The sequence below is a fragment of the Mycolicibacterium aichiense genome (assembly GCF_010726245.1).
GTDB lineage: Bacteria > Actinomycetota > Actinomycetes > Mycobacteriales > Mycobacteriaceae > Mycobacterium > Mycobacterium aichiense.
On sequence record NZ_AP022561.1, the window covers coordinates 286,028 to 299,548 of the forward strand.

The following is a 13,521-nucleotide window of genomic DNA, read 5'->3' on the forward strand; positions in this document are numbered from 1 at the left end:
CCACCCAGGTGAACCTACCGTACGGTTGGTTGAGCCAATCCCTTCGGCCAGGGCAACCTGCTGTCGATGGTGCGGAACACGCTCCAGCCGATCACCGTGCCCAGCGCGATGGACAGAATCGCCGCTCCGGTCACGCCCAGGCTGGCGACGCCGATGTTGCCGCCGGTGGCGGCCTGACTCACCGACTCGAAGCTCAGCGCACCGGGCACCAGCGCCCAGAACGCCGCGAGCATCATCACGATCGCCGGGGGTGAGGTCTTGATCCGGGATGCCAGCATCGCGAACGGCACCGTCAGGAAGGCGCCGATGAAGCCGGAATAGGCTGCCGCCACGAACTTTCCGGCGATCGCCTGCCCGACAAGCGCGACGGCGATCGCGGCCATCAACCAGATCAGCGAGCCCTTGGGCGCGGACAGATAGACGTACAGTCCGAACCCCACCACGATGATCGCCACGTACAGCGCCCACGGCCCCATCTGCGTCGACGGCGTCTGCGGAAGCACCTCCCCGGCGACGTGCACACCCAACGCCACGCCGAACACCAGAAGCGCCAGCTGAGCGATGCCGTAGACCAGCCGACTGGTGCCGCCGATCAGCTGATTACTGGCCAACTCCATTGCGCCGATCGTCAGCGACATGCCGGGCAACATTGCCACCAGCGCCGGTGCGATCACCCGCAGCAGACCGTCATTCGCGGTATCGGCCACGAACCACGTCGCCAGCATTGTCACGATCATCGCGGCCAGCGTGGGCAGAACCGGGCTTAGCGACGGGAACGGGCGCCCGAGCAGGGCGATCGCGCCGACCACAAGACCGAGGAACACGTAACCCGGCAGCGAGGCCCAGGTCGGATTGATGACCATGCCGAAACCGACTGTGGTGACGGCATATCCGAGGGTCGTGGCGATCGGTCCGAATCGCGGGCGCAGGGCGCGCGCCCGCTTGGTCGACTCGACCGCGTCGGCCGGTGTGATCGCCCCGACGGACGCCAGACTGGCGATGTCGTCGATGCGGCCTGCCATGTTCAGCTGCACCGAGTAAGTCGTGGAGGTGTCCACCTCGTAGGCGACGGTGCCCACCTGGATCATCAGCACGGTGGGGAGTACGACGATGCGCACCGGAGCGGTGGTGTACTGCGCGGCGATTTCCAGCAGGCGGGCGTACACCAGCTGAGTCGGCTGCTCGACTTCGAGCAGGGCGATGCCGATCTCCCGCAGCATCGCCGCCACTTCCACCTGGTCGTGTGAGTCCGGTGGGCCCAGCGGCTCCGGGGGAATCTTGCGGATCGCGTCGAAGATCCGTGTGCGCCGCGCCCGTCGCTTGTCGTCCATACCCGAATCCATACCCGCATCCTTACGAACGGCTGGCGTCAGGTCGTGGCTGGCTCCCCGGCAGGGTCCGGTGTGGCCTGCGGCCGGCGGTTCTTCTGCCACGGCCAGTAGCCGGTGATCTCCAGCTCCAGCGAGAAGCTCAGGAACGTCCGGATCACCACGATGCCGGCCAGTACCGCCACACTGCGGGCGTCCGGTGTCACCGCGACGGTCCGGATGATGTCGGCGGCGACCAGAAGTTCCAGGCCCAGCAGGATCGATCGGCCGAGCTGCTGGCGGAACGCCCGGTAGGCGTCCCCGGTCCGCAACCGGCGCAGTACCCCTGCGGCCGAGAGCAGCGCGCCGACCGCGATCACGGCGACCCCGGTCGCGTCGATCGCCTTGCCCACCGTCTCGATGACCTCGAAAAAGTTCACCGCCAAATTATCTGGCGGGCATCACCATCGTCGCTGTAGCCGCGCCGTCCCGTTCGGTCGCGCGAATTGACACCTGTGTGCCGGCCTGCAGCGGCTGCGGCGGTTTGCGAGTGTCGGTGTTCAGCACATAGGTCTGGCTGAAGCCGTCCTGGCTGCGCACCGTCACCGAGCTGTCGGACGCGGCGGTGACGTCGCCGGTCTGGGTCAGTTCGGTGCTGAATCCGCCTTTGCCGTCGGATACGACGCTCTCGCCGTGCAGCGACCGCTGCGACCCGCCGGGTCCGCCGGGTCCGCCGCCACCCCATCCGGGTGGGCCGCCCGCGTGCTCGTCACCGTTGCCGGCGGCGGCGTAGACCACCACGCCACCGACCGCGGCAAGTGCGGCGGCGATCCCGACGGCGGCCGCCGTCGTGCGGGTTGACCAGGTCTTGGGGTGCTCCGCGGGCGCACCCCACACAGGCTGCTGTTCGACACTCATGCCACCACGGTGGGCAGCCGAGCTGTGTGTCCGCTGTGCGCGCGATCAGCCCGGTCTGTGCATCGTGTTTCACAGCGGGGGCATAGGAACGGCATAGGAACCACTCATCGCCGCTCGCATACTGGAGTACATGACCTCTTCATCGGCGGAACGTGTCGTTATGCGCCGAGCCGACGGAAACCCGATCACGGTGCTGGTCGTGGACGACGAGACAGTGCTGGCCGAGATGGTGTCGATGGCGCTGCGCTACGAGGGCTGGACCATCGCCACCGCCGCCGACGGCGCGTCGGCGATCACCGCGGCCCGCAGCGCGCGGCCGGACGCCGTGGTGCTCGACATCATGTTGCCCGACATGAGCGGCCTGGATGTACTGCGCAAGCTGCGCGAACAGAACCCCCAACTGCCGGTGCTGCTGTTGACCGCCAAAGACGCGTTGGAGGATCGCATCGCCGGGCTGACGGCGGGCGGCGACGACTACGTCACCAAGCCGTTCTCCATCGAAGAGGTCGTGTTGCGGCTGCGGGCCCTGTTGCGTCGTACCGGTGTGACCACCGAGGACAGCGGTGCCCAGATCGTCGTCGGTGATCTGGTGCTCGACGAGGACAGCCACGAGGTGACTCGCGGCGGTGAACCGGTCTCACTGACGTCCACCGAGTTCGAACTGCTTCGCTTCCTGATGCGCAACCCCAAGCGGGTGTTGTCGAAAGCCCAGATCCTGGACCGGGTTTGGAGCTATGACTTCGGCGGTCGGTCCAACATTGTCGAGCTGTACATCTCATACCTGCGCAAGAAGATCGACAGCGGCCGCGACCCGATGATCCACACGTTGCGCGGCGCGGGCTATGTTCTCAAACCTGCGAGCTAACACCCGGTCGCTCAGCGCGCGGCTGCTGATCGGTCAGCTGTGTCTGCTGCTGGTCGTCTGCCTCGGTATCGGCGCGGTGACAATCCTTGCGCTGCACCAGTATCTGATCGGCGAGGTCGACAATCAGCTGCGCGAGACCGCCCACCGGTCGGCCATCATCTACGGCGAACCCCTACCACCACCGCTGCCGCCGGCATTGCGCGACAACCGGCCACCGTGGCCGCGGCCCGGGCCCGGGCCGCAGTTCCTGGACGCTCCGGGACAACCGATCGGGATGGTCGCGGCTGTGATCACCAACGGCACCGCCAGCGACGCCGGGCTACTCGGTCCGGGCGGCGTGCGCGCGCAGGTACCGTCTGGCGCGACAGCCGAACTCACCCGCAACGCTGACCAACGCCGCCCGGTGACGCGCAATCTGGACAGCCTCGGTGACTACCGGGTGATGTCGGTTCGCAGCAGGCTGACCGGTGAGACGCTGGTGATCGGGCTGAGCCTGGGCAATCTCAACGCGACGCTGTTGCAGGTGGCCCTGACCTTCGCGGTGGTGACGTTGGCGGCGCTGGCCGTGGCGACGACCGTCGGCATCGTGATCAACCGTCGTGCACTGGCGCCGCTCACCCGGGTGGTGGCCACCGCGGGCGAGGTGGCGAACCTGCCGTTGGACCGTGGCGAGGTGGAACTGCCCGTGCGGGTCTCGGACACCGATGCCAATCCCTACACGGAGGTGGGCCGGCTGGGGCTGGCGCTGAATCGGATGCTCGACCACATCTCGACCGCGCTGTCGACGCGGCAGGCCAGCGAAAGCCGCGTGCGTCAGTTCGTCGCGGACGCCAGCCATGAGCTACGCACCCCCCTGGCCGCCATCCGGGGTTATACCGAACTGGCACAACGCAAACGGGATCAGGTGCCCGACGACGTGGCACACGCGATGGGCCGGGTGGAGTCCGAAGCCGAACGCATGACCCACCTCGTCGAGGACCTGCTGCTCCTGGCGCGGCTGGACTCCGGGCGCCCGCTGGAACGCGAGCCGGTCGACCTGTCCCGGCTGTCGGCCGACGTCGCCAGCGACGCCCACATCGCCGGACCCGACCACGAGTGGAACCTCGACGTGCCGTCGGATCCGCTGTATGTCATCGGCGACGACGCCCGACTGCACCAGGTGGTGGCCAACCTGCTGGCCAACGCCCGCACGCACACCCCACCCGGGACGACGGTCACGTTGTCGCTGCACGCGGAGCCCGACGCCGCGGTGCTGCGGGTGGTCGACGACGGGCCGGGCATCCCGGCGGAGCTGCAGTCCGAGGTGTTCGAGCGATTCGCGCGCGGGGATACGTCGAGATCCCGCAAGGGTGGGTCCACCGGACTCGGCCTGGCGATCGCGTCGGCTGTGGTGCGGGCTCACGGCGGCGTGATCGAGCTGTCCAGCGTGCCGGGCCTGACCGAATTCACGGTACGGTTGCCCCGGTCGGCCCAATCATGATCCGCAGCAAGCACTATGGTGCTCTCGCGGTGCTGCTGGCCGTCACAGCTGTGCTGTACATGTGGAACCTGGGAGCCAGTGGCTGGGCGAATCCGTTCTATTCGGCGGCAGCGCAGGCCGGTGCGCAGAACTGGACGGCCTGGCTGTTCGGGTCGAGCGACGCGGGCAATGCGATCACCGTCGACAAGACGCCCGCCGCGTTGTGGGTGACCGGTTTATCGGCGCGTGTGTTCGGGGTCAATCCCTGGAGCATCCTGGTGCCGCAGGCATTGTTCGGCGTCGCGGCCGTCGCGGTGCTGTACGCCGCGGTACGCCGAGTCAGCGGACCGTGGGCGGGACTCTTCGCCGGTGCGGTGTTGGCGCTCACCCCGGCCGCGGCGCTGATGTTCCGGTTCAACAATCCCGATGCGCTGCTGGTCCTTTCGCTGGTGGTGGCCGCTTATGCCACGCTGCGCGCAGTGGACGACGGCGCCGCGTGGTGGTGGATGCCGCTGGCGGGAGTGGCGGTCGGCGTCGGCTTCCTGGCCAAGATGATGCAAGCCTTCTTGGTGTTGCCCGCGCTCGGCGCGGTCTATCTGTTCGCCGCCGCGGCGCCGCTGCGGACACGGTTCGTGCGCGTGGCGGCCGCGGTGGCTGCCCTGGCTGTGTCCGGTGGCTGGTATCTGCTGCTGGTCGCCCTGTGGCCTGCCACGGCGCGGCCGTATATCGGTGGTTCGCAGCACAATTCGATCCTCGAGCTGGCACTGGGCTACAACGGTCTGGGCCGCATCACCGGAGAGGAAACCGGTGGCCTTGGCAACATGAACTCCGATGTCGGGTGGGCGCGGCTGTTCGGTGCAGAGATGGGCACCCACATCGCCTGGCTGCTGCCCGCCGCGGTCATCGCGATCGTCGCCGGGCTGGTGATCACCCGCCGCGCAACCCGTACCGACGTCACCCGGGCCGCGCTGCTGTTGTGGAGCGGCTGGCTCGTCGTCACCGCGCTGGTGTTCAGCTTCGCCAACGGCATCCTGCACCCGTACTACACCGTGGCGCTGGCCCCGGCGATTGCCGGCGGCCTGGCGATCGGCACGGCACTGCTGTGGCGGCATCGCACCGATATCCGCGCTGCCACCACATTGTCCGGGATGGTTGTCATCACCGGTGTGCTGGCTTACCTTCTGCTGCAACGTGATTCGCAGTGGCTGCCCTGGCTTCGGATGGCCGTGGTCGTCACCGCCATCGGCTGTGCCCTGCTGTTGTTGGTGCTGGTGCGCCTGCCGCGCCGGGTCGGCATGGCGGTGGGGATGGTGGCCGTGGTCGCCGCGCTGGCCGGACCGGTCGCGTTCTCGCTGGCCACCGTCGCCGCTCCGCACAGCGGTGCCATCCCTTCGGTGGGCCCGTCGAGCGGGCGGGGCGGACCGCCGGGCGGCATGTTCGACGCACCTCGACCGGGCGCGGCGCTGACGGCCGCACTGAGTCAGGACGCCGGTCAATTCACTTGGGCGGCAGCAGTAGTCGGTTCGAGCAACGCCGCCGGATACCAGCTTGCGACCGGATTGCCGGTGATGGCCGTCGGCGGCTTCAACGGCACCGACCCCGCTCCGACCCTCGAGCAGTTCCAGGCCTACGTCACTGCGCGCCGCATCCACTGGTTCATCCGTTCTGACATGCCCGGATTCATGTTCGGCAACCGGTCGGGCAGTGACGCCGCCGAGCAGATCCAGCGTTGGGTGAGCGCGAATTTCACGTCCCGCGAGGTCGACGGTGTCACCGTCTACGACCTGTCGCGGGGATTCACAGCCGCCGCATAGCAAAGACAAATTGGGCCCTCACCGCCGCGGCCGACGATGAATACATGACCATCACCGACATCCCCGTGGCACGCCGACGCAATGCCGCACTGACCGCCGCCGACCGCGGTGTACCGGTGCTCGATGTCGTCGTGCCGGTGTACAACGAGCAGGCCGTGCTGGCCAACTCGATCCACCGGCTGCACCGCCACCTGCGGGAGGACTTCCCGTTCTCGTTCCGCATCACGATCGCCGACAACGCCAGCATCGACGACACCCCCGCGGTGGCGGCCGGTCTGGCTGCCGAACTGCCCGAGGTCCGCATGGTGCGGCTGGAGCAGAAGGGCCGGGGGCGGGCGTTGCACGCGGTGTGGTCGACCTCGGATGCGCCGGTCCTGGCCTACATGGACGTCGACCTGTCGACCGATCTGGCCGCGCTGGCACCGCTGGTGGCACCGCTGGTGTCGGGGCATTCCGATCTGGCCATCGGCACCCGGCTGGGTCGCGGCTCCCGTGTCGTGCGGGGTGCCAAGCGGGAGGTCATCTCGCGCTGCTACAACCTCATCCTGCGTTCGACGCTCGCCGCCAAGTTCAGTGATGCCCAATGCGGTTTCAAGGCGATCCGCGCGGATGTCGCGGCCGAGCTGCTGCCCTACGTCGAGGACACCGGCTGGTTCTTCGATACCGAACTGCTGGTGCTGGCCGAGCGCAGCGGGCTCCGCATCCACGAGGTCCCGGTGGACTGGATCGACGATCCCGACAGCCGGGTCGACATCGTGGCCACCGCGGTCGCCGACCTGAAGGGAATCGCACGCTTGCTCAAAGGATTCGGCACCGGACAGATCCCGGTCAAAGCAATCGGCGCCCAGTTCGGCAACCAGGCCGGCGCGCCCAAATCGCTGTTGACCCAAGGCGTGCGATTCGCAGCGATCGGCATCGGATCGACACTGGCCTATCTGCTGTTGTTCCTGCTGCTACGCCCGATCGGCGCTCAGGGTGCCAACCTGGTGGCGCTGCTGGTGACCGCGATAGTCAATACCGCGGCCAATCGGCGGTTCACCTTCGGGGTCCGCGGCCGAGGCGGGGTGGCACGCCACCAGTTCGAGGGCCTGGTGGTCTTCGCCATCGGGCTGGGTCTGACCAGCGGAGCGCTGGCGCTGCTGCACACGATGGGCGAACCGCACCGCGCCGTGGAACTCCTGGTGCTGATCGCGGCCAACCTGATGGCCACCGTCGTTCGCTTCGTGCTGTTGCGCGGCTGGGTCTTCCATCCCCGCCGCACCGGCCAGACTGTTGGAGGAAAGTGATGACTGTGCTCGCCGAGTTCACAGAAAAGCCGACGGACATTCACCCCCACGAACAGCCGCACCCGCTGCGGCCGCGTTGGGTGCGCCCGGCGCTGGGGCTGCTGTTGGCCGTCACCGCCGTGCTCTACCTGTGGGGGCTGGGCGCCGCCGGGTGGGCCAACGACTACTACGCGGCCGCTGTGCAGGCCGGCACCCAGAGCTGGAAGGCCCTGCTGTTCGGGTCGCTCGACGCGGGTAACGCGATCACGGTGGACAAGCCACCGGCATCGCTGTGGGTGATGGCATTGTCCGGGCGGATCTTTGGATTCGGCACACTGTCGATGCTGGTGCCACAGGCCTTGATGGGCGTGGCTTCCGTGGCGCTGGTCTACAGCACGGTACGCCGGGTCAGTGGATACGGTGCCGGTCTGCTGGCTGGTGCGGTCCTGGCGCTGACGCCCGTGGCGGCGTTGATGTTCCGCTTCAACAACCCCGACGCACTTCTCGTTCTGCTGATGGTGGTGGCCGCCTACTGCCTGATCCGTGCACTGGAGGCCAACCCGACCCGGTGGATCGCCCTGGCCGGTGTGGCCATCGGATTCGCATTCCTGGCCAAGCTTCTGCAGGCCCTGCTGGTCACCCCGGCATTCGCCCTGGTGGTGTTGGTCGCGGTCCCGGGCAGTGTGTGGCTGCGGCTGCGTCATCTTGGCGTCGGTCTGCTCGCGATGGTGGTCTCCGCCGGGTGGTACCTGGCTCTGGTCAGCCTGTGGCCCAGTGATTCTCGGCCCTACATCGGCGGATCCACCGACAACAGCCTGCTGCAGCTTGCGCTGGGTTACAACGGCCTGGGACGGGTGTTCGGCGGCGACGGGAATCCGGGCGGCAACTCCGGCGGGGGCGCCGGCGGGGGTGGCGGTCCCGGTGGCGGGATGTTCGGTGGGTCCACCGGCATCACCAGGATGTTCGGGGAGTCGATGGGCACCGAGATCTCCTGGCTGTTGCCTGCCGCGCTGATCGCCTTGGTGGCCGGCCTGTGGTTCACCAGGCGCGCGCCCCGCACCGACCGAACCCGCGCCTCGCTGTTGCTGTGGGGCGGCTGGCTGGTGGTCACAGTCGTGGTGTTCAGCTTCATGAAGGGGATCATGCATCCCTACTACACAATCGCTTTGGCGCCGGCGATCGGCGCAGTGATCGGCATCGGTGTGCGAGAACTGTGGCGCGGCAAGCAGTTTGTGTTACCACGGGTGGCGCTCGGAGCAATGTTGGTGACCACCGGAGTGTGGAACTTCGTCCTTCTCGACCGCACACCCGAGTGGCTTCCCTGGCTGCGCTGGGTGGTGTTGGCCGGCTCGATCGTGGTCACCGCCGTGCTCGTGGCGGGCGGACATCGCCTCGGGCGCTGGACGGTCGCACTGGCGGCGGCGGGCCTGCTCTTCGGCCTCGGTGCCACAGCGGCCTACACCGTCGAGACCGTGGCGAACAGCCACAGCGGGGGGATTCCGACATCGGGACCGGTTCGCTCCGGCGGAGGTATGGGCTTCGGCGGCCCAGGTGGTCCTCGCGGCCAGCAGGCGTCGGATAACACCGAACTGAAGGCCATGCTCACTGCGGCCGACAATCGTTGGGCCGCAGCGACTGTCGGGTCCATGGGCACCAGCCCGCTGGAGCTGGCCACCGGCACATCGATCATGTCGATCGGTGGTTTCGGCGGTGGCGACAACTCGCCGACACTGGAGCAATTCAAGTCCTACGTGGCCGCAGGGCAGGTCCACTACTTCATCGCAGGGGAGGGACCCGGCGGTGGCCATCACGGACCCGGCGGCGACTCGGGTGCGGGTACCCAGATCACCCAGTGGGTGAAGCAGCACTTCACCGCACAGGATGTGGGCGGGACCGAGGTCTACGACCTGACCGCGCCGAACTAACCCGTCAATTACCGTCCGCGGACGGCCCGTACTTCGTACCATCTGTCGTATCGGCTGGCGGGAGTACGGGTCATGGGTAACGCAGCACATATCGGCAGGGTCGGGGCGCTCGCGGTAGCCCTCGGGATCGGTTCCTGGTTGGCGAGCACCCCGCCTGTGGCGAATGCCCAGCCGTCGAACACCTCGACTGCCTCGGGGGCCACGGCATCGGCGGCCAAACCGAAACCCGCGGCAGTGGGCAAGACGCACCGGGTGACGCCCAGTTTGGCCGCCGGCCCGTCGTCGGCCAAAGTGGCCAAGCCCGCGCACCTTTCGGCTCCGGTGATGCACGCGCCGACAGTGCACTCGATCGCCGTCGCAGTGCATTCTCTGGTCGGCGATGGCAGGCCGCCAACACCGGCGACGATCTCGTCGATGCTGGCATATGCGGGCGACGAATTGCGTCGTATCACGGGCATCGGGAAGCAGGGCGCGGTCACGACCACCGCGGTACCGGCCACCGGGCCCAACCTGCTGACGAATCCGGGTGCCGAGCTCGGTGATCCGGCCGGGTACGGCAACAGCACCGTCAGCGTGCCGGGCTGGACGGCAACAGGCACCCCGACTGTGGTTCAGTACGGCGAACTCCGCAACGCGTGGCCGGTGGGCCTGAGCTTCGCATGGCCGAATCTTCCCGCCATCGTCTCGTTCCCGGGCGTCAACGCGGCACCCCCCGGTGGGGGCGCCCAGTTCTTCGGTGGCGGAGACGTGGCCACGTCCAAGCTCTCCCAGACCGTGGACCTCAGTGCATCCAGTGCTGAGATCGACAGCGGCACAGTCCCTTTCAATCTGAACGGCTACCTGGGCGGCTACCTACTGGATCCGTCCTTCGCCAGTGTGAAGGTCACTTTCCTGGACCAGAACCAGCTCTACCTCGGAAGCTCGACGATCGGGCCGGTCTCCAACCTGGATCGCTGGGGGCAGACCGGATTCCGGCAGCGCACCTCCATCGGTACCGTCCCGGTGGGCACGCGCAGCGCCGTCGTCACCTTGACCATGCACGACCTGAATCCGGTGGTGATCGGTTTCACCGCCCGCTACAACAACGCGTACGCCGACAACCTGTCCTTCAGCATCGGCACCGCCCAACCCGCACCGCCCGCGCCCACGCCGCCGGTGTCCGATGTCCAGCCGCTCGACCACGTGTTCCTGGTCTACATGGAGAACAAGGGCTACAACGACATCGTCGGAAGCCCCAACGCACCGTTCCTCAACAGCTTGATCAACGGCTACGGCCTCGCCAACAACTATTACGCGGTGACTCATCCCAGCCTGCCGAACTACTACGCCATCGTCGGCGGCCAGGTGTACGGCAAGACCTACAACTGCAAATCGGTCTGCATCACCGATCCCAACAATCTCGCCGTCAACCTGGACACCCACGGCAAGACGTGGGCGGCCTACGCCCAAGGCATGACACCGGGGCAGCCGTTGCAGTCGACCGCGAACTATTCGACGGACCAGACCCCGTGGCCGGCCTTCGCCGGCATCGGCGACAACCAGGCCTACGCCGCTGCGCACATGTTCCCGCTGACGCAAATGGCCATCGACCTCCAATCAGACGCCACCACACCGGATTTCGTGTGGTTCGCCGCCGACGAGGATTCCAACGGCGAAGGCCCGGTCGACTCGCTGGCGGGTGTCGCGCACTTCGCGTTCTCGCAGATCGATCCGCGTCACCAGTACAACGTCCCCGCGCTCGACCAGTTCCTGGCGGACAACGTCCCGACGATCATGAATTCCGACGTCTGGAATACCACCAAGTCGGTGCTGATCGTGACGTTCGACGAGGACAACAACAACATCACGCTGGGCTTCGGCAACGAGGGCAACCACGTCGTCACGGTGGTGATCCCCTCGCCGATGGCGGTGAGTGCGGGCGGTATGAAGGGCGGCGCCTTCGTCGTCACCGATCATTACGACCACTACAGCACGCTGCGCACCATCGAGGACGCGCTCGGGTTGCCGCCGATGACCAACAACGACAAGTATGCCCAACCTCTCAACGGATTCTGGACCTGACGACGTCGTCCTAGGCGAGGATTGCGGTATGACACCCAAGCCGCCGTCCGCCGTCATCGAGGCCGCCCATGCCGAGCACCTGGAGTCCCTGCCGTTCGAGGACACCGCGGACTTCGACGCCGCCGACCGCGGCTTCATCGCCGCCCTGACCCCGTGCGTGGTCAAGGCCGCCGACGGGCGGGTGGTGTGGGACAACGACGCGTACGGATTCCTCGACGGGGATGCGCCGACATCGGTGCACCCGAGCCTGTGGCGGCAGTCCATCCTGGCTGCCAAGCAGGGCCTCTACGAGGTGGTCGAGGGTATCTACCAGGTCCGCGGACTGGACCTGTCCAACATCAGCTTCATCGAGGGCGACACCGGCATCGTGGTGATCGATCCGCTGGTCTCCACCGAAACCGCTGCGGCCGCTCTCGCGCTCTACCGGGCGCACCGTGGCGACCGTCCGGTTGTCGCGGTCATTTACACCCACTCCCACGTCGACCACTTCGGCGGTGTCCTCGGGGTGACCACCCAGGCCGACGTCGACGCGGGCAAGGTCGCAGTGCTGGCCCCGGAGGGGTTCACCGAGCACGCCGTCCAGGAGAACGTCTACGCCGGCACCGCGATGGCCCGTCGTGCCGGTTACATGTACGGCGCCGTCCTCGGCCGCGGCCCGCAAGGGCAGGTCGGCTGCGGGTTGGGGCAGACCCCGTCGACGGGCGAGGTCGCGATCATCGTGCCGACCATCGACATCACCACTACCGGTGAGAAGCACACCATCGACGGCGTCGAGATCGAATTCCAGATGGCACCGGGCACCGAGGCGCCCGCCGAGATGCACTTCTACTTTCCGAAGTTCCGCGCTCTGTGCATGGCCGAGAACGCCACGCACAACCTGCACAACCTGTTGACGTTGCGCGGGGCGCTGGTGCGCGACCCGCACGGGTGGTCGGGGTACCTGACCGAGGCCATCGAGACGTTCGCCGACCGCACCGACGTGGTGTTCGCCTCGCATCATTGGCCGACCTGGGGTCAGGACAACATCGTCGAATTCCTCTCCCTGCAACGCGATCTCTACGCATATCTGCACGACCAGACGCTGCGTCAGCTCAACCAGGGCTACACCGGCATCGAGATCGCCGAGGGCTTCCAGATGCCGCCCGCGCTGCACAAGGCGTGGCATGCGCACGGCTACTACGGGTCGGTCAGCCACAACGTCAAAGCTGTCTACCAGCGGTACATGGGCTGGTTCGACGGCAACCCCGCGCGGTTGTGGGCTCATCCGCCCGAGGCGATCGGGCCGCGCTACGTCGAGGCGATGGGTGGCGCCGACCGAGTGGTCGAGCTGGCCCGGGCGGCCGCAGAATCCGGTGACTATCGTTGGGCGGCAACGCTACTGGATCACGTCATCTTCACCGATGAGCAGCATGCGGGGGCCAGGGAGCTCTACGCCGACACACTCGAGCAGCTGGCGTACGGCGCCGAGTGTGCGACGTGGCGCAACTTCTTCCTGTCCGGTGCCACCGAGCTGCGCGACGGGAACTTCGGCACACCCACCCAGGTATCGCCGACGACGTTGCTTGCCCAGCTGACCCCGGAGCAGATGTTCGACGTGCTGGCGATCAGCGTCAACGGGCCGCGGTCGTGGGATCTGGACATCGCGCTCGATGTCACGTTCGCCGACCTCGACGCCAACTACCGGCTCACCCTACGTAATGGTGTGCTGGTCTACCGGCAGTGCCCGGCGGACGAGTCGACAGCGACCGCCACCATCCGGCTGGCCACCAAGTTACGGCTATTGGCCGCCGCGGCAGGCGATTTCACCTCACCGGGCCTGGAGACCACCGGTGAGGCGGAAGCCCTGCAGAAGTTTCTCGGTGCGCTGGATCAGCCGGACCCGAGCTTCAACATCATCACGCCCTAGC

At 67.3% G+C, this 13,521-nt stretch carries 10 protein-coding genes; 7 read left to right on the forward strand and 3 right to left on the reverse strand.

All coding sequences use genetic code 11. The features are described 5' to 3' along the window. Window positions 1-14 precede the first annotated feature (14 nt). Genes G6N32_RS01285 through G6N32_RS01295 form a run of 3 tightly spaced genes read right to left on the reverse strand, consistent with a single transcriptional unit; the run spans window position 15 to window position 2,225 of the window. Window positions 15-1,343, reverse strand: coding sequence for a threonine/serine exporter family protein (locus G6N32_RS01285; protein ID WP_232077433.1), 1,329 nt, complete (start codon window positions 1,341-1,343; stop codon window positions 15-17). 26 nt (window positions 1,344-1,369) lie between these two features. Next, window positions 1,370-1,747: a DUF1622 domain-containing protein gene (locus tag G6N32_RS01290; protein WP_115317699.1), complete on the reverse strand. Its 378-nt coding sequence runs from the start codon at window positions 1,745-1,747 to the stop codon at window positions 1,370-1,372. Between the two features lie 7 nt (window positions 1,748-1,754). Beyond that, on the reverse strand, window positions 1,755-2,225 hold the full coding sequence (locus tag G6N32_RS01295) for a DUF4249 domain-containing protein (protein WP_115317698.1): 471 nt from the start codon (window positions 2,223-2,225) through the stop codon (window positions 1,755-1,757). A 160-nt stretch (window positions 2,226-2,385) separates the two neighbouring features. On the opposite strand from G6N32_RS01295, the gene G6N32_RS01300 reads away from it, so the two are divergent. The 7 genes from G6N32_RS01300 (at window position 2,386) to G6N32_RS01330 (ending at window position 13,520) form a co-directional block, all read left to right on the forward strand. After that, a complete protein-coding gene (locus tag G6N32_RS01300) occupies window positions 2,386-3,090 on the forward strand; it encodes a response regulator transcription factor (protein ID WP_170310615.1) in 705 nt (234 codons plus the stop codon). Continuing rightward, a complete protein-coding gene (locus tag G6N32_RS01305; protein ID WP_115317696.1) occupies window positions 3,068-4,570 on the forward strand; it encodes a sensor histidine kinase in 1,503 nt (500 codons plus the stop codon). Before G6N32_RS01300 ends, G6N32_RS01305 begins: the two co-directional genes overlap by 23 nt. Beyond that, complete coding sequence (locus tag G6N32_RS01310) at window positions 4,567-6,363, forward strand: ArnT family glycosyltransferase (RefSeq protein ID WP_115317695.1); 1,797 nt, start codon at window positions 4,567-4,569, stop codon at window positions 6,361-6,363. The genes G6N32_RS01305 and G6N32_RS01310 overlap by 4 nt, the downstream gene beginning before the upstream one ends. Window positions 6,364-6,407: 44 nt before the next feature. Further along, window positions 6,408-7,649, forward strand: a complete 1,242-nt coding sequence (locus G6N32_RS01315; protein WP_115317694.1) for a bifunctional glycosyltransferase family 2/GtrA family protein — start codon at window positions 6,408-6,410, stop codon at window positions 7,647-7,649. Further along, a complete protein-coding gene (locus G6N32_RS01320; RefSeq protein ID WP_115317693.1) occupies window positions 7,649-9,553 on the forward strand; it encodes a glycosyltransferase family 39 protein in 1,905 nt (634 codons plus the stop codon). Before G6N32_RS01315 ends, G6N32_RS01320 begins: the two co-directional genes overlap by 1 nt. A 72-nt stretch (window positions 9,554-9,625) precedes the next feature. Then, window positions 9,626-11,614, forward strand: a complete 1,989-nt coding sequence (locus G6N32_RS01325; protein WP_115317692.1) for an alkaline phosphatase family protein — start codon at window positions 9,626-9,628, stop codon at window positions 11,612-11,614. Window positions 11,615-11,642: 28 nt separating this feature from the next. After that, window positions 11,643-13,520 (forward strand): alkyl/aryl-sulfatase, encoded by a 1,878-nt coding sequence (locus tag G6N32_RS01330; RefSeq protein WP_115317691.1) that lies wholly within the window; start codon window positions 11,643-11,645, stop codon window positions 13,518-13,520. The last annotated feature ends 1 nt before the right edge of the window (window position 13,521 follow it).